Origin of the sequence: Apilactobacillus intestinapis, from assembly GCF_049166695.1 — a bacterium.
In the GTDB taxonomy this organism is placed as follows: domain Bacteria; phylum Bacillota; class Bacilli; order Lactobacillales; family Lactobacillaceae; genus Apilactobacillus; species Apilactobacillus kunkeei_C.
In genome coordinates this window covers 1-18,795 of sequence record NZ_JBMHFD010000017.1, presented here as the reverse complement: position 1 = coordinate 18,795, position 18,795 = coordinate 1, and the positions used below count along the sequence as shown (strand labels likewise).

10 protein-coding genes are annotated in these 18,795 nt (G+C 39.6%); 1 reads left to right on the top strand and 9 read right to left on the bottom strand.

Annotated elements, in window-relative coordinates:
* The first annotated feature begins 5 nt into the window (after nt 1-5).
* Entirely contained in the window at nt 6-98 is a 93-nt protein-coding gene (locus tag ACOMA7_RS07235; RefSeq protein ID WP_421393017.1) for an IS3 family transposase, read from the top strand.
* Nucleotides 99-136: 38 nt separating this feature from the next.
* Here the strand turns inward: ACOMA7_RS07235 and ACOMA7_RS07230 are convergent, their stop codons facing one another.
* The 9 genes from ACOMA7_RS07230 to ACOMA7_RS07190 all read right to left on the bottom strand — a co-directional run.
* Entirely contained in the window at nt 137-631 is a 495-nt protein-coding gene (locus ACOMA7_RS07230) for a shikimate kinase (protein WP_301945959.1), read from the bottom strand.
* A gap of 11 nt (nt 632-642) precedes the next feature.
* Nucleotides 643-1,932, bottom strand: coding sequence for a 3-phosphoshikimate 1-carboxyvinyltransferase (aroA, locus tag ACOMA7_RS07225; RefSeq protein WP_421393010.1), 1,290 nt, complete (start codon nt 1,930-1,932; stop codon nt 643-645).
* Nucleotides 1,933-1,943: 11 nt separating this feature from the next.
* Complete coding sequence (gene aroC / locus ACOMA7_RS07220) at nt 1,944-3,110, bottom strand: chorismate synthase (RefSeq protein WP_421393007.1); 1,167 nt, start codon at nt 3,108-3,110, stop codon at nt 1,944-1,946.
* 11 nt (nt 3,111-3,121) lie between these two features.
* The gene (locus ACOMA7_RS07215; RefSeq protein WP_421393004.1) at nt 3,122-3,361 is read right to left on the bottom strand and encodes a chorismate mutase; all 240 of its coding nucleotides are present in this window, start codon (nt 3,359-3,361) and stop codon (nt 3,122-3,124) included.
* Nucleotides 3,362-3,365: 4 nt separating this feature from the next.
* The gene (locus ACOMA7_RS07210) at nt 3,366-4,568 is read right to left on the bottom strand and encodes an MFS transporter (protein ID WP_421393001.1); all 1,203 of its coding nucleotides are present in this window, start codon (nt 4,566-4,568) and stop codon (nt 3,366-3,368) included.
* 392 nt (nt 4,569-4,960) lie between these two features.
* Nucleotides 4,961-5,509 carry a hypothetical protein gene (locus ACOMA7_RS07205; protein ID WP_421392999.1) on the bottom strand — a complete coding sequence of 183 codons (549 nt, stop codon included), beginning with the start codon at nt 5,507-5,509 and terminating at the stop codon, nt 4,961-4,963.
* A 145-nt stretch (nt 5,510-5,654) separates the two neighbouring features.
* Nucleotides 5,655-17,435, bottom strand: coding sequence for a DUF1542 domain-containing protein (locus ACOMA7_RS07200; RefSeq protein ID WP_421392997.1), 11,781 nt, complete (start codon nt 17,433-17,435; stop codon nt 5,655-5,657).
* A 478-nt stretch (nt 17,436-17,913) separates the two neighbouring features.
* Entirely contained in the window at nt 17,914-18,480 is a 567-nt protein-coding gene (locus ACOMA7_RS07195) for a TetR/AcrR family transcriptional regulator (RefSeq protein ID WP_421392994.1), read from the bottom strand.
* A gap of 142 nt (nt 18,481-18,622) precedes the next feature.
* Nucleotides 18,623-18,795, bottom strand: a 173-nt coding sequence (locus ACOMA7_RS07190) for a DUF5776 domain-containing protein (protein WP_421393014.1), incomplete at its 5' end; no start/stop codon positions are given.

Here is an 18,795-nt window from a genome sequence, read left to right as displayed (position 1 = left end):
AATATATATCCTATTACAACAATTATCGTATAAAACAAAAACTGGGAGGAATGTCACCGGTTGAATACCGGAACAATTCCTCCCAGAAAATTGCATAACCATCCTCCAATTTTAGGGGTTCAGGTCACAGTCTTTTTTATTTGCTTAGGATATTTAGTATTTCGTCTGCCACCTCTAAAGGTGTCTTGTCATCGGTAAAAATGGTGTGGTCGGATAGCTCGCTGTAGATGACGTCTCGTTCATGCTTCAACTCGATAATCCCATTTAACCCGTGCTTATCTACTAGTGGACGGCCCTCGTTTTCACTTAGCCGACGTTGGATGGTCTCGTCTTTGGCATCCAATAGAAAAACTGGTAAATCCATGTTCTTAATGACATCGACATTGTAGATTGGCGTACCTCCTCCGGTGGCTAAGATGCCGTTTAGACTAACCGATTGTTTTAAAACCTCAGTCTCAACTTCTCGAAACTTTTCTTCACTATTGTCTTCGAAGAAGTCGCTAATCGATTGGCCAATGTGGTCGACAATCAGACTATCCAAGTCCATGAAATTCACGTTTAACTTCTCGGCTAATAACTGGGTGACGGTGGTCTTACCACTGCCCATGAATCCAATAATAATTGCGTCCATCCCGACACCTCCTAGTCTGATAAATTTTGTAAGTGGTCGAAGAATTGTGGGTAGGAAATGCTAATCGCATCTTCGCCATTCAATTGCACGTCAGTATCTAATAACAGTGATGCCACCGCCAAAGTCATCCCGATTCGATGATCACCGTGACTGTCAAATGAGGAATCGACTACCTGCCAATCCTTGGCACCATCGATTGAAAAACCATCGGGTAGTTCTTCAATGTGAATGCCGATTTTGCTAAGTTCTTCTACCACCGTCTTGATGCGGTCAGTTTCTTTAAAACGCAGTTCTTCGGCACCGGTGACGGTGCTATGACCATTAGCTCTAGCAGCCAATAAGGCCACCAAGGGTAACTCATCAATCATCAATGGGATACTTTCTTCACTCACTTCGATTGGTTTTAAATCCGGTGTGTATGTCACTTCAATGTCGGCGGTTGGTTCACTTCCGTTGGTTTGATTAAGTAGTTTGATGTTAGCACCCATTTTGATTAATACGTCTAAAATCCCAGTTCTAGTGGGATTAATGCCGACATTCTTCAACACAATGTATGAGTTTGGTACCAATGTGGCGGCGACCAAGAAGAATGCGGCTGATGAGATATCGCCAGGAACATTGAAGTCCTGTGCGGTTAATTTAGGTTGGTGATGAACAGTAATTTCATTGCCGTGTCTTTCAATCACACTATCACCAAACTGATTCAGCATCGTTTCGGTGTGATCTCTGGTCACATGTGGTTCGATAATGACACTGTCCTCATCGGCATTTAAAGCCGCCAGGATAATCGCACTTTTGACCTGTGCACTCGCCATTGGCAATTCGTACTTCACCACATTGATGTGGCCTTCATGAATGGTCATGGGTAAGTGGCCGTCGGTAGTGTCAATTGAGGCACCCATCATCGATAACGGTTCACTCACGCGTTTCATTGGTCGTTTGGATAATGAGTCATCACCAATCAATTCTGCGGTGAACTTTTGGGCGGCCAATAGGCCTGATAGTAAACGGGTGGTGGTTCCGGAGTTCCCCATGTCTAACTTAGTTTGCGGTGCTTGTAATCCATTCAAACCGACGCCGTCTACAGTTAGTTCATCCCCAGCTAAATCAATTTTTACGCCCATTTCACGGAAGGCATTGATGGTGGAAATACAGTCGTCGGAAGCTAGGAAGTGATGAATGTGACTGGTGCCCTCACTGATGGAAGACAGGATGACACTGCGGTGAGAAATGCTTTTGTCACCTGGAACTGCTAGGTCGCCATGCAAACCAGTATTCAGATTTACTACTAATTTTTTCATCGCTTTTCCTCCTAGAATTCCTTAATTTCTTGTCTGTAATCCTTTAGTTGTCTGGTTAATCTTTCCATGTTGCTGCCGTCGAAAGTTTCGGTAATGATATTGGCAATTTCAATCGCAATTACACTTTCAATCACGATGGAAGCCGGAACAATCGCCGTTACGTCTGAACGTTCGATGTTGGCCTTGCTGACTTCCTTGCTGTTAACGTCGACACTCTTTAAAGGTTTGTATAGTGTTGGAATTGGCTTCATTGCGGCTTGGACAATAATTGGCATTCCGTTGGTCATTCCACCTTCGAACCCACCAAGATTGTCGGAGTCTCTAAACCAACCCTTTTCTTCGTTCCAGTCGATTGGATCCATTACCTGACTACCAAACTTGGTAGCCGCTGCGAATCCTTCACCGATTTCGACCCCCTTCATGGCATTCACACCCATTGCGGCGAACGCTAGACGGGCATCGAATTTTTGATTCCACCCAGTGTAGCTACCCAAACCAGCTGGGACGTTTTCGGCAACGACCTTGATAATTCCACCCAGGGTATCACCATCACGTTTGGTTTGATCAATCATGGCGTGGACTTCATCGACCTTGTCTTCATTTAAAACGCGTAGGTCATTGTTCTTAATCTTGTCTTCGATTTTTGAAACCGGTAGTAAGTGGTCAACGTCGGCGTTAACTTGGCCAATTTGTTTGACGTAGCCGACAATGTTGATGCCTAATTGTTCTAGTAGTTGTTTGCAGATGGCACCGATGGCCACACGCATGGCGGTCTCTCTGGCTGATGAACGTTCCAAAACGTTTCTAAAATCGCGGTGGTTGTACTTCATCCCACCGACTAGGTCGGCATGACCAGGACGGGGACGAGTCACCTTTCTGACTGAGTTTGCTGCGGTTTCTTCTGCGGTTGGGTTCATGATTTCATTCCAGTGTTTGTGGTCTCTGTTCATCACGGTCAATGAAATTGGTGAACCCAAGGTAATCTTGTGGCGAACCCCACCGGTAATTTGAACAACATCGTGTTCTATGGCCTGGCGGTTACCACGACCGTAGCCACCTTGGCGTTTGGCTAGTTGATCGTTAATCGCGTCGATATCTAGTTTTAATCCTGCTGGCACCCCTTCTAAGATTCCAGTTAATTGCGGTCCGTGTGATTCTCCTGCTGTGATAAAGTTCATAGTTGATTCTCCTATTCGATGTTTTTAGCTTGTTGCATGATTTCTGCAAAGACGCTTTTGATTTCTTCGCCGTACTTTGTTGCGGTGGCTTCAATCCCCGCTAGGACTTCTTGTTCTCTTTTTTCGTCTAGGATTGGGAGATTGTTTGCACGCTTAATCTCGCCAACCTTCTTACATAGTTCAAAGCGTTGTTCTAACAACTTGATAATCTCGTTATCAATGTCGGTAATTTGTTTTCTGATTTCTTGCATGGCCCTACTCCTTGTTGGATTTCATAATTATCATTACTAAAATCACGAAGACTGAGCTGATTAGTGAGATTAGGATGCTGAAGTTAAATGCTAGACCGATGCCCTTGGTTGATAGGAAACCAGTTACCAATGGGACGGTTAGTGAAGCGATACTACCGAAGAAGTAGAAGATTCCGGTGATGGCGCCTCTATGCTTAGGGAATAGTTTCATGAAGATTGTTAGACCAGTTTGCATTACCCCTCCAGCTGCTGAGAAACCAAATACTAGACTGGCCGCTTCAACGACTAGCGGTGTTGTTGCTAGATTAATCACCACAAGTGCTAATAATGCGGTTAGGTTTAAGATAACGACTAGTAGTTCTTCACATGATTTTTGTTTCAAAATAAATGAAATTACTAACACCCCGGTAATTGATCCGATACTGTATAAGGAAAGTAGGAAGTGTGAGGTAATCGCACTTAGGTGAAGCACCTTTAGGCCGTACAAAGTAATCCATTGGGTGAAGATTAGCATTAAGGCCATTGAAGTGTAGCCGTATACCAGTAATCCGATAGTTGCAAAAATCTTCTTTACCTTGCTGATGGATGAACTAATCATTTCCATGCTGTCGTTAATTTGTTGAATATCTGGGAACTTGATACTTAGGATGTTGAATAAATTCAACATCAAGATGGTCGCAGGAAGCATGAATGAAATACCAAACCATAAATGTCTGCTGTCTAAGAAGAAGACTAGTAGTGGTAGGATGAAATCCCCAGCTGACATGAAAGCCTTGATGAACACTGTCGACTTACCTGAACCATTGTTAATTTCAACCAAAGTGGTGTAGGTTCCAGCATCCAATGCTGAGTTTCCGACACCTGCCAAGATTGCTAATATGTACGCGAATACAATGTTGCTAGCAAATGGCATCGCAGATAGGAAGATGATGTATAAAATCATGCCAATTAATACGAATGTCTTTCTGTTTAGTCGATCGGATAGGATTCCGGTGATTGGGTATGCAATCAGACGGCCAATTCCGATACCGGAAATTACGTATGACACGACTGCGATGGAAGTTGACCAGCTATGTGCCAGTGATAACATGTTTTGCATCAAGATTACCAATACCATGCCATGCACGAAGTAATTGATGAATAACGCTAAAGATAATCTCTTCTTACTTGTAATATGAATATTGTGATCCTCATTAATCATTTCCATTTTTAATTCCCCCTGAAGTAAAAAAACGCCGACTAGACAAAATCTAGTCGACGTTTTCTAAAAGAATATAATTTATGGTTATACCTTCGACTAGATTTTTTAGTTAATCATCTAATCGAACGGTTAGTATTCGGGCGAACTCCCACTTAACAGCAACTCGATTAGACTTTACAGGTATCTAATCGAATTTGTTATAGCAACTTCGTTAGATACAAGCATCATGTGCTTGCATCCAATAAATCAAATGCAAGCACTACATAAAGTACCAATAGTTGCTATAATAACTGGCTGCTAAGTTCTTCATAAATTACATCCTCCTTCGGTTTTAAATTAAAATATCATTAAATTATCATTAGAGAAAGCATAATTCTAAACGCAATAATTGTCAACGTTTATTTGCCAATTATTTTATACAGACACCAAATCATGGTAGGAGAAAAACGTTTAATCACTTCAAACCGACTACCGTCAATCCCTTGATTCGTCGAGCTTTCAAACCATTCCTCACTGACAATCGCATAGGCATAATCACCGCGTAAAAAATTTTTCAGTGCTTCTGGTTTACTGGAAACGTAGTCATGGATCAAATCGTCGTCAAAATCATGTAAGAATGCTGATGTAGCTGGGTGTAAGACGACTTTTTGATTATCTTGGTGTAGATTATGCACCAAAATCATCGGCATGGTCGGTAGGAAAAAAGTATCGACAATCGATAGTTGATCGACGTATTTGTAGTTATTATCGACCCAGTTATCATTACTTTGAGCACTGCGGAAAGCCACTGGTACCAACATATATTGCCCTTTTAGTTTTGCTAGGTCACTATAAATATCATCAAAACTAGCGTGTAGTCTGATATCCACTTCTTGTCTTTCTGCAAGATACTGGGCGGCTTGATAGCTATCGGTCTGCTTAGGGCCCAATGTATTGATAATCTTCATCGTCATCACTCAATTTCTCTAATCGTTTTCTAATAATTAATTATACTAAGTGGATTTTCCTAGTTTGTCAAAATAAATATAAAAAACGACCCACCAATTACTGGCGAGTCGTTTTTTCGTTTGCCTAAATCATTTTAAGCAAATGTTATTTAATTTTTTGAACTAAATTCTTGTTAGCACTGATGTAACTACCATTAGTTAATTGCAATCTGTAAGTAGTACCAATCTTCTTCACTGCTTTAACGTTCAAAACAGTTCCGCGTTTGTATGAATTCACAGACTTAGTTAACTTAACGTTCTTGTAGGCACGGATTCTAGAACCGATTACGCGAACCGAACGAACCTTGCTGCTGTAGTACAAAGGTTTTACGTATGAAGGCTTAGTGGTGATGTAACCCCACTTCTTGTGATCTACTCTAAATAGTCCCTTCTTGTTACGAACGATTTGGTATACCTTGTATCTCTTTAGTCCATTCTTGTTGGTAGTTTCGCCAACAATTCTGAACATCACAGCGTTTGGACGAGCTTGCTTCTTGTAACCTTGGATTCTGTTCTTGTGACTGAAGTTAACACTTGAGTATCTGTAGAATCCTTTAACCATGTATACGTTACGTGGTGTTGTTTGCTTACGAACCAAGTTCTTGTTAGCGGTAATGTAGTGACCGTTAGTTAATTGTAATCTGTATGTGCTACCGTACTTCTTGACTGCCTTGACCTTCAAAACAGTACCGTGCTTGTAGCCCTTCACAGCCTTACTTAACTTAACGTTCTTGTATTCACGGATTCCCTTACCAATAACCTTGATTTGTTGAACGTTGCTACGGTAGTACAAAGGTCTCATGTAAGAAGGTTTAGCGGTGATGTAACCCCACTTCTTACGGTCCACTTTGAATGAGCCGTTCTTCTTAACAACGATTTGGTATACCTTGTATCTCTTTACACCGTTCTTGTTGGTAGTTTCACCGATGATTCTAAACATTACAGCGTTTGGACGGGATGTAGCCTTGTAACCTTGAACACGGTTCTTCTTAGTGAAGGTAGTGCTTAGGTATCTGTAGAAGTTCTTAACCATGTAAACATTACGTGGAATAGTTTGTTCAGGACCACTTCCGTTGTTTTGTTTCTTAACATGTTGAATATCCAAGATGTGTAATTGTGGCAAAATCCTAGCTTTAATGGTATCTGCATTTCTTGATGAATCAATTTCTGCTTCAGCATTGACCTTGGCACGTTCAAGATTCTTCTTTTGACGTGCCTTTTCAGCACTGCTCAATGTTTTATCAGCATCAATTGCCGCTCTAACCTTGTTGGCCTCTGCTTCAATTCTTGCCTTTGCAGCTGATCTTTGAGCATCCAATGATTGACCGGCAACATGATCTGCATCAATCTTTGCGTTGGTGTCGCTGATGATTTGGTTAATGCTATCAGCATTAGTTGCATTATCAATAGCTTGTTCACTGGCTGCTTTATCAGCGTCAACTTTGGCCATTTGAGCATCCTTTTCAGATTGAGTCAATGTGGCATCGTTTGCGATGTCATTCTTAACCTTAGCGGCCTTGGCATCTAGGTCAGCCTTAGCGGCACTCTTTTGGTCATCAACTGGTTTGCCTGGAACATAGTCAGAAGCAATCTTAGTATTACCATTGCTGATAGCTTGGTTAATGCTGTCAGCGTCTGGTGCGTTGTCGATGGCTTGTTCAGCGGCAGCTTTATCAGCATCTACTTGAGCCATTTGAGCATCCTTTTCTGCTTGGGTTAGAGTGGCATCATTTGCGATGTCATTCTTAATCTTGGCAGCTTGGGCATCTAATTGAGCCTTGGCGTTGCTCTTTTGGTCTGGTAGTGAGGTCTTGCCTGGAACGTAATCGGCATCCATCTTGGCATTGCTATCACTGACTGCTTGGTTAATACCATCAGCATCTAAAGCATCGTCGATAGCCTTTTCTCCAGCGGCCTTATCAGCATCTACTTGAGCCATTTGGGTATCCTTTTCAGCCTTAGTTAATGTGGCGTCATTTAAGATATCGTTCTTAACCTTAGTAGCTTCTTCTTCAAGTTTAGCCTTGGCATTAGTCTTTTGATCACTCAATGAAACCTTACCTGGTACATATTGAGCATCAATTTCTTCGACACCTTGAGCAGTCATTGCATTGATGTTGTCAGCATTAGTTTGAGCATCAACATTGTCTTGGGCTGCCTTGTTCTTGGCATCCACATTAGCCTTTTGTTGTGCTTTTTCAGCACTAGTCAATGTCTTGTCAGCATCAATGGTTGCCTTGGTCTTGTCAGCTTCAGCATCTAGTTGCTTCTTAGCTGCGTCCTTTTGGTCAGTTAGTGACTTACCTGGAACGTGATCAGAAACGATAGAGTTGTTGCTATCAACCAATGCTTGGTTAATTGTATCAGCGTTCTTGGCATCATCAATTGCCTTTTCTCCAGCAGTCTTGTCAGCTTCAACCTTAGCGATTTGTGCTTCCTTTTCTGCTTGAGTCAATGTGGCATCATTTGTGATGTCTTGCTTAATCTTAGTAGCTTGGTCTTCCAATTGTTTCTTAGCAACAGATTTTTGACTATCTACTGGTGTGCCAGCAACGTGTTCCTTATCAACTTGAGCGTTAGTATCACTAACTGCTTTGTTAATGTTATCAGCTTCTGTGGAATTGTCGATAGCTTCTTTTCCGGCTTTGACATCGGCATCAACCTTAGCCTTTTGAACGTCTTTTTCATCACTGGTTAAGGAGTTATCGTTATCGATATCACTCTTAACCTTGGTTGCTTCAGCATCTAGTTGAGCTTTGGCGTTGTCCTTTTGAGTATCTACTGAAGTTCCTGATTGATGATCGTTAGAAATATTGTTGTTTCCATCAGCAATTGCCTTGTTAATGGAATCAGCATCTGTGGCATCATCAACCGCTTTTTCAGCAGCAGTCTTGTCTGCATCCACCTTAGCAACTTGGGCATCCCTTTGTGCTTGAGTTAATGTGGCATCGTTTTGGATGTCTTGCTTAGTCTTAGCAGCTTGTGCTTCTAGTTGTTGCTTTGCTGAGGACTTTTGATCATCTACTGATGTGCCTGGTATGTGGTCACCAGTAATCTTGGTGTTACCATCACTTACTGATTTATTGATATTGTCAGCATTTTGAGCGTTATCAACTGCATTTGAAGCTTCATTCATATCTGAAGTTGCTTGAGCTTTTTGAGCATTCTTTTGGTCGGTAGTTAATGTGTCATCATCGAAGATTTGTTTAATTAAATCATCTAATTTTTGAGATAGTTGTTTCTTAGCAGCAGATTTTTGATCTGACAATGGTGTTCCTGGTGCATAGTTGTTATCAACATTTCCAATCATTCGGTCAGATAAATCATTGATATCGTCTGCATTAGTTGCTGCATCAATGTTCTTCTTAGTATCTTCTGCTTCGCTATCAACCTTGTTCTTTTGTGCTTCTTTTTCTGCACTGGTTAAGGTGTTATCAGAATCGATTTTATCTTTTGTACTTTTAGCTGCAGCATCAACCGCATTTTTGGCGTCAGATTTTTGCTTATCTAATGATGTCCCTGATTGATGGTCTTTAGAAATCTTATCTTTTCCATTGCTAATTGCCTTATTAATATCGTCTGCATTTGTAGCAGCAGATACAGCTTTTTCAGCAGCAGTCTTGTCTGCATCTACCTTATCTGTTTGTTCCTTCTTTTGGTCAGAAGTTAATGTTACATCATTTTGAATATCATTCTTAATCTTAGCTGCTTGATCATCTAATTGCTTCTTAGCAGCATCTTGTTGATCCTTAACTGATGTACCTGATTTATGTTGACCATCAATATTAGTATTACCATCTTTTATTGCACCGTTAATTTCATCTGCATTTGAAGCATCATCAATCTTAGCTTGGGCAGCTTTATTAGCATCATCAACATTCTTCTTTTGTTGTGCTTTTTCTGCACTAGTCAAAGTGTCATCAGCGTCAATATCTGCCTTAATCTTGTTAGCTTCAGCGTCTAATTGCTTCTTAGCGGCATCTTGTTGGTCCTTAACTGATGTACCTGAATGGTGTTCACCATCAATCTTTTGGTTACTGCTATCAACAGCTTGTTTGATACCTTCTGCATCGGAGGCAGCGTCGATAGCCTTCTTACCAGCGTCAACATCAGCATCGATGGCTGCCTTTTGAGCATCCTTTTTGGCTTGAGTTAATGTGTTATCGCTATCAATTTGACTCTTAACCTTGTTGGCTTCGTTGTCTAGGTCATTCTTCTTGGCTGCCTTTTGAGCATCCACGGATTGTCCTGAAACGTGGTCACCATTGATTTTACCTGTAGTGTCACTGACTAACTTGTTGATGTCATCGGCGTTAGTTGCACTATCAATGGATTTTTCGCCGGCTTCTCTATCAGCGTCAACCTTGGCACTTTGGGCATCTTTTTCGGCTTGGGTTAATGTCGCATCGTTTGCGATATCTTGTTTAATCTTAGTTGCTTGGTCGTCCAATGACTTCTTAGCAACTGCCTTTTGGTCATCAACTGATTCACCTGGTACATGGTCACCATTGATTTTATCGTTACCATTATCAGTTGCTTCTTTGACACCTTCAGCATCAGTGGCAGCGTCGATAGCCTTTTCAGCAGCTTCCTTATCGGCTTCTACCTTGGCAGTTTGAGCGTCCTTTTCTGCTTGGGTCAATGTTGCATCGTTTTGGATATCGTTCTTAGTCTTAGCTGCTAGGTCTTCTAATTGTTTCTTAGCAACGGACTTTTGGTCATCAACTGATGTTCCTGAATTGTGATCGTTAGAAATATTCTTATTACCATTATCGCTGGCTTCCTTGACACCTTCCGCATCTGAAGCGTTATCGATTGCCTTTTCAGCAGCTGTCTTGTCAGCATCCACCTTAGCAGTTTGGGCATCTTTTTCAGCTTGAGTTAATGTCGCATCGTTTGCGATGTCTTGCTTAGTCTTAGTTGCTAAGTCTTCTAATTGCTTCTTAGCATTACTCTTTTGATCTTGTAATGGTACGGTACTTGTTACGTAATCATTATCAACTTGAGTATTAGTATCACTGATTACTTTGTTGATACTATCCGCATCTGCAGCATTTTCAATAGCATCTTTACCAGCTTGAGCGTCAGAATCAACCTTATCCTTTTGAGCATTCTTTTCATCATTAGTTAAGGTGTTATCAGCGTCGATTTCACCTTTAATCTTAGCAGCTTCAGCATCAATTGCATTTCTAGCAGTATCCTTTTGTGTATCTAATGGTGTTCCTGAGTTGTGTTCACCATCAACCTTAGTATTAGCATCACTAAGTGCTTTATTGATACTGTCTGCATCTGTTGCGCCATTAATAGCTTGCTTACCTGCAGTAACATCCGCATCAACCTTAGCCTTTTGGGCATCCTTTTCAGCTTGAGTTAATGTTGCATCGCTTTGGATTTTATCCTTAATACTATTTGCTTCTGCATCTAATTTATCCTTAGCCGTTTGTTTTTGCTTGTCTACTGAGTCTTTTGATTGGTGTTCACCAGAAATCTTGTCATTTGCGCCACTCAATGCATCATTAATGCCGTCAGCGTCGGTTGCACCATTAATAGCATTCATACCGTTTGTAACATCCTGGTCAATGTTAGCTTTTTGAGCTTTCTTTTGATCACTGGTTAATGTGGCATCATTGTCAATATCTTGCTTAATCTTAGCCGCTTGGGCATTTAATTGATCTTGAGCAGCTTTCTTTTGGTCTGACAATGGAGTACCAGAAACATGTTCACCATCAATTTTATTCTTGGCATCAGTGATTACTTGGTTAATGCCATCAGCATTTGATTGCTTATCAATGGTATCCTTACCAGCTTGGACATCGTTATCAATCTTTGCTTTTTGAGCATCTTTGGCGGACTTACTCAAAGTTGGGTCGTTATCGATGTCTTGTTTAATCTTATCCGCTTCAGCGTCTAATTGCTTCTTAGCAGCAGCTTGTTGGTCCTTAACTGATGTACCTTGTTTATGTTGGTCATCAATCTTAGTATTACCATCTTTGATTGCATCGTTGATTTCATCAGCATTTGTTGCGTCATCAATCTTAGCTTGGGCAGATTTATTAGCATCATCAACATTCTTCTTTTGTTGTGCTTTTTCGGCACTAGTCAAAGTGTCATCAGCGTCAATAGCTGCCTTAACCTTGTTGGCTTCAGCATCCATTTGTGACTTAGCATCAGACTTTTGGTCAGCCACAGACTTACCTGAGTGGTGTTCACCATCAATCTTTTGGTTACTACTATCAACAGCTTGTTTGATACCTTCTGCATCGTTTGCTGCGTCGATAGCCTTCTTACCAGCGTCAACATCAGCATCAATGGCTGCCTTTTGAGCATCTTTTTCTGCTTTACTCAAGGTGTTGTCAGCATCAATAGCTGCCTTAACCTTGTTGGCTTCGTTGTCTAGGTCGTTCTTCTTAGCTGTCTTTTGATCAGCTACTGCTTGTCCTGAAACGTGGTCAACATTGATTTTACCTGTAGTGTCACTGATTAACTTGTTGATGTCATCGGCATTAGTTGCGCCATCAATGGCCTTTTCGCCAGCGTCTCTATCAGCGTCAACCTTTGCGCTTTGGGCGTCTTTTTCAGCTTGAGTTAATGTTGTATCGTTTGCGATGTCTTGTTTAATCTTAGCTGCTTGGTCATCCAATTGCTTCTTAGCAGCAGCCTTTTGATCATCAACTGATTTACCTGGTACATGGTCAGCATTAATTTGCTTGTTACCAGCATCAGTGGCTTTCTTGACACCTTCAGCATCTAAGGCAGCGTCGATTGCCTTTTCAGCAGCTTCTTTATCGGCTTCTACCTTGGCAGTTTGAGCATCCTTTTCCGCTTGAGTCAATGTGTTATCGTTTGCGATATCTTGTTTAACTTTGGCTGCTTGGTCGTCCAATGTCTTCTTATTACTTGCCTTTTGGTCATCTACCGATGCATGTGAAACGTGGTCGGCAGCAATCTTATCTTTGTTGTCTTTAATCAAGCTGTTAATGCTATCAGCATCAGCTGCGTTGTCGATTGCTTGTTTGCCGGCATTTGTATCTGCATCAACCTTGGCGCTTTGAGCATCCTTATCAGCTTGAGTCAATGTCGCATCATTTGCGATGTCTTGTTTAATCTTAGCTGCTTGAGCATCCAATTGTGACTTTGCAGCTGCCTTTTGGTCGGCTAAACTCTCACCTGATTGGTGTACATCATCAATGTCGGACACACTTTGAGTGATTTGGTTATGGATGTCATCCACATTTGTTAAACCATCAATCTTAGCTTGTTCAGCAGAGCTTACACTATCAACCTTGTTCTTTTGATCAGCCTTTTCATCACTAGTTAAAGTTGGGTCTGCATCGATTGCCGCTTTAACCTTGTCAGCTTCAGCTTGAATAGCTGCCTTAGCGTCAGCTTTTTGATCAGCAATTGGCTTACCTGGTTGGTGATTTTTTTCAATAGTTCCATTCCAATCGCTAATTGCTTGGTTAACACCATCGGCATCTTTAGCATTGTCAATTGCTGATTCAGCTGATTGTCTATCAGCATCAACCTTGGCCATTTGGGCATCTTTTTGACTTTGGGTTAATGTGGCATCGTTTGCGATGTCTTGCTTAATCTTGGCAGCTTGGGCATCTAATTGAGCTTTTGCATTAGCCTTTTGGTCAGGTAATGAAGTCTTACCTGGAACGTATTGAGCATCAATATCTTTGATACCTTGATCGTATGCAGCCTTAATACCATCAGCATTAGTTGCAGCATTAATCTTAGCTTCAGCAGCTGCCTTTACGCTTTCCACATTACTCTTTTGTTGGTCTTTTTCTTTACCAGTTAATGAAACGTCAGCATCAATTTGGTTCTTAACCTTGGTTGCTTCAGCATCCAAGTTAGTGTTGTTAGAATCCTTTTGATTATCAACTGAGCTTCCTGGTTGGTGATCGTTAGCGATTTGACCACTGTTATCACTTAGTGCCTTGTTGATGCTATCAGCATCAGTAGCGTTTTGGATTGCTTGTTTACCAGCGGCTGCATCGGCGTCTACCTTGGCAGTTTGAGCATCCTTTTGCGCTTGAGTTAATGTTGCATCGTTTGCGATGTCTTGTTTAACCTTAGCTGCTTTTTCATCTAATTGGTTTAAAGCATCTGATCTTTGACTGTCTACTGGTGCCTTTGAAGTGTGATCAGCATCAATGTTGCTTGTTCCATCACTGATTGCTTTATTAACACTGTCGGCATCACTTGCATTATCAATTGCCTTTGATGCGGCATCTGCGTCGGCATTTACCTTAGCAGTTTGAGCATCTTTTTGCGCTTGAGTTAATGTTGCATCATTTGCAATAGCTTGTTTGATATTGTTGGCCTCATCATTTAGTAGTGACTTAGCGTTAGCTTTTTGTGTGTCTAATGATGTACCAGCCACGTGTTTTCCATCAACGTCGGAAATACCTTGTTTGATTGCTGAATTGATATCGTCGGCGTTTGTTAAACCGTCAATATTAGTTTGGGCCGCGGCAGAAGCTGAATCTACAGCATTCTTTTGCTTTGCTTTTTCTTCACTAGTCAAACTGGAATCCGCAGCAATGGCAGCTTTTACCTTGTTAGCCTCAGCTTGAATAGCTTGTTTAGCAGTTGCCTTTTGATTATCAATCGCTTGGCCAGGTTGATGGTCCGCTTCCATATTCAAATTACCATCACCCAATGCCTTATTAATGTCATCCGCATCAGCAGCATTATCAATTGCTTGCTCAGCAGCAACTTTATCAGCTGCTAACTGATCCATTTGGTCATTCTTTTGATCTTGCGTTAATGTAGCATCATTTGCGATATCATTTTTAATCTTAGCTGCTTGGACATCCAAATCAGCCTTAGCGTTAGTCTTTTGGTCGGCTAATGAAGTCTTACCTGGAACGTATTGGTTATCAATGTCTGTGACACCATTATTGTATGCGGTATTAATGTCATCGGCGTTAGTTGCAGCATTAATAGCAGCTTGTGCAACACCCTTTGTACTATCAACATTGGCTTTTTGAGTATTCTTTTCTGCTGTAGTCAAAGTGTTATCGGCATCGATTTGATTCTTAACCTTGGTTGCTTCTGCTTCTAGTTTAGCGTTGGCATTTGCTTGTTGATCAGCAACTGAGGTCTTACCTGGAACGTATTGTTTATCAATGTCAGTAATTCCTTGGTTGTATGCGTTATTGATGTCATCGGCATTGGTTGCGGCATCAATTTTTGCTTGGTCAGTCGCTTTGACACTATCAACGTTGGCTTTTTGACTGCTCTTATCTGAAGTGGTCAAACTGTTATCGGCATTGATTTGATTTTTAATCTTGGTTGCTTCTGCTTCTAGTTGAGCCTTAGCATTAGCCTTTTGGTCAGGTAATGAAGTCTTACCTGGGGCGTATTGATTATCAATGTCTGTGACACCTTGGCTGTAAGCATTATTGACGCCATCAGCATTAGTTGCTGCATCAATATTGCCTTGGTCATTTACTTTGACATTGTCGACGTTATTCTTTTGAGTAGCTTTTTCTGCGCTAGTCAAAGTATTATCGGCATCAATTTGATTCTTAATCTTGGTTGCTTCTGCTTCTAGTTGAGCCTTGGCATTAGCCTTTTGGTCAGCTAATGATGTCTTTGACGGAACGTATTGGTTATCAATAATTTTAACGCCGCTGGTATTCAAATTGATGATATCGTCTGCGACATTGGAAGCATCAATTTGAGATTCAAGATTAGAAAGAGCACTATCAACATTATTCTTTTGTTGTGTCTTTTCGGCACTAGTTAATGTGTTGTCGGCATCAATTTGACTCTTAATCCAACCAGCTTCATTCTCTAATTGATTTTTGGCTTCAGATCTGCGTTGATCTAATGTTTTTGAACTTGGTGCATATTGTGCGTCAATATTTTGGATACCTTTATCACGTGCATCGTTGATTTTATCAGCAGTAAATGAATTTTGAATATTTGATCGTGCCTCACCTCTAGCCTGAACTAGGTTTGATATTTCTCGTTCTTTTTCGTCAGAGGTTAGTGTGTTATCGGCATTGATAGCATTCTTCATCTTTGTGAATTCCGCTTCGATAGTAGCTTGAGCGGCAATCTTTTGATTAGGGATACTTGGACCCGGAACATATTCGCCATTAATTTGGTTCACACCTTGGGTACGAATACCCGCTACGTTTGCAATATCGGTAACGGCTTGTAGTTGACTAGTGTAGTTATTCTTATCTGCCACAACATTTTGCAATTGTTGGTCAGATTGATCCTTAGCAATTGTTCTATCATTTTGAATATTATTAGTAGTGTTTGTAACGGCATTGTTAATATCATTAATGGCGGAATTAATGGTAGCTTGTAGTTCCACCTTCTTAATAGAATTAATACCATCTGATAAAGCACCAGCGATTTGACTTGATTGAGAAACGCCCAATAAGTTTGCTTGTGCTGTTTGCAATGCACTATTAACAGAATTAGTAAATGATTGCTTGTCACTAGAAGATAAGTTGCTTAGGTTTGAAACGTTGCTTGTTGATGTAGATGCTTGGTTACTTAATTGAGAAAGCGCGTTAGATAGTGAAGTATTGTCAGCTTGGTAGGCACTTTGAATAGAATTCAATTGAGAAACAAAGTCACCATCTGTTGTAACCGTGTTGATTTGAGAAGTGTAGTTATTTAATAGTTGAGTGGCTTGGTTTAGGGGAGTTGTTTGGTTTAAATCGTTTAACTTGTCAGTCTTTAACTGTGCAAGTAATTGAGAGTTAAAATCATTTCCAAATTGGTTGTAAGTAAGACTTCTAGTAGCTGAAAAAGCAATTTCTGTACTAGAATTCCAAAGGCTTCCATTAGAGTGTTCTCTATGAGTAGACATGAAAGCAGAAATCCAGTCATTAGAATTTACCTTAACCGGATCAACATAAACAGAAATATTAACATTTCCACCAATGACTGTTTTAGTAGCCTGTTTAACGTAGTATTGCCCATTATTATTGGTAAGTTTTAAATCCCCATCATCATTAGAAGCGGTTACTTTATCAACCTTACTGTATAAATTAGGACTAAGATTTATAGCGAATTCTAGAACTCGATTTGCTCCACCAGTTTTGGTAATTACTTTTGAACCAAATTGAAAATTTATAATATATTGATTTGAGTTAACATCTTTATTAACGCCAAGATAAGTCATTTTAGTGCTTGCAACTGCATCTGGATAATCCTTTTTAGGACCGCTAATATATGTGTTACTGTCTGCAGGAGCATTTGAACTTCCATCCCTCAATGATAGTCCTTCATTACTATCGTCTGAGCTAGATGAAGAGCTTGCCAAAGAAGCGTCTGATGATGTTGATGAGGCGCTTGATTGTTGTGATTGAGAATCACTTGAACTTTGACTATTTTGATCAGCACTTGAACTAGCATCACTGGATGCATTTGAGTCACTACCATCTTGGTTTGCAACATGACTTGCATCAATATTATTCTTACCGTCACTTAGTGCTTGGCTAATGCTGTCAGTGTCAGTAGCATTGTCGATTGCTTGTTCACCTGCTGCCTTGTATGAATCTACTTCAGCATTTTGGCTATCCTTATCGGATTGAGACAAAGAAGCATCATTGTTGATGGCATCCTTGACCTTGCTAGCTTCAGCGTCTAGTTGAGCCTTAGCTTCGTTTTTTTGGTTATCAATCGTTGAATTATTATTGTTATTATCTTTGTTATTATTTTGATCAGTGGTTGTATTTGCGGAAACTTGAGTTTCACTAGCAAATGCAACATTTTGGTTAGATTGCATTACAACAGCGGCTCCAATTAGTGAAAATGAAGCTACTGATAAAACAACCCAATTTTTCTTTACTTTTCTCATAATTTTCTTGTCAGAATTTTTTCTGAACTGTTTGTGGTTGTATAACATTTTATTAACCTCCTATCAGAAAATAAATTTTTTCAGCAAGAGAAATTATAAACCGAAATTTAATTCTATCAAGGTCCCCAACGGCTGATATATCAACACCTAATCTACTTTTTATAATATTTTTTTAATTAAAACGATTGAAAGATTGATTTATGGGCATCGTAAAAATTGAAAAGATTAGAAAACGGATTGTTTAAGTTTTGTTTAAATTTTATTCAACAGCAATAATTAGCTAAAAATGAGATGAAGATGAACTTCTTATACACCGGCATTAGTGTAACCACGTGCGCATAATGATTATTTAAAAAACGGCTATTTTTTAGAAAAAAGTCTAATTTTTTGAAATAAAAAGACCGCCCAAAAGAGCAGTCTTTTTTATTTACGATGAAGTCGATTACTGTTAAATGTCATAGATAACTGAACTAGAATCAATATATAGCATTTAAGAGGTTACTATAGTCTAAAAAATATCTATATTTTAATCAATTTCAATTCCACACACATCAGAAACCGAAGAATTTATTATTTTTTTAAACGATGGTTCGAATTCTTCCGGAGTTAATGGAATTGCCTCAGAAATCCATAATAACATCGCATTTAACATCATTCTAAAGAAAAATTGAACCGCGAAATTTTTCGATAATTTAAGAACTTTTTCATCATAGTGATCAAAATATTTAATGAAATATTTTGAGTATCTTTTTACAATAAAATCGAAAAACGATGGTTGGTAATATTTATATAGTATTTTAGTATAATCTCTGTTTTCGTAAACAAGGGGCAATACCTTATGAGTAATAACATCCATATAATTGTCATCATAATCAACAATTTCAAAAAGAACATCGTCTATGGAAGAACACATAGTTTTTTCTAAATATAATAAGATATCATTTTTACTTTTAAAATGATTATAAAAAGTTCCTCTAGAAACGCCACTATTCAAAATTATGTCATCTATACTTATTTCATTTATATCTTTATGCAAAGAGATATTTAAAAAACTATCTATAATTTTCTTTTTAGATTTATCTTTAATTTCCATTTCTATTATCATCCACCTAATATAGTCGATAAAAGAGAAACCGACTTACCAATAAATATGGTAAGTCGGTTTCTTTCTCATCAAGACTAATTGAATATCAACTATTTATTAAAAGATTATCATCCTTATGCGTAGTTTAATTTTATTTGCTTGGTTTGAAAATTTTTACTAGATTCTTGTTTGCACTTACATATCTTCCATCACTTAGTTGTAATCTGTACGTGGTTCCTAGCTTCTTGACTGCTTTTACCTTCAAGACTGTTCCACGTTTGTATGACTTCACGTACTTACTTAACTTACTGTTCTTGTATGCAC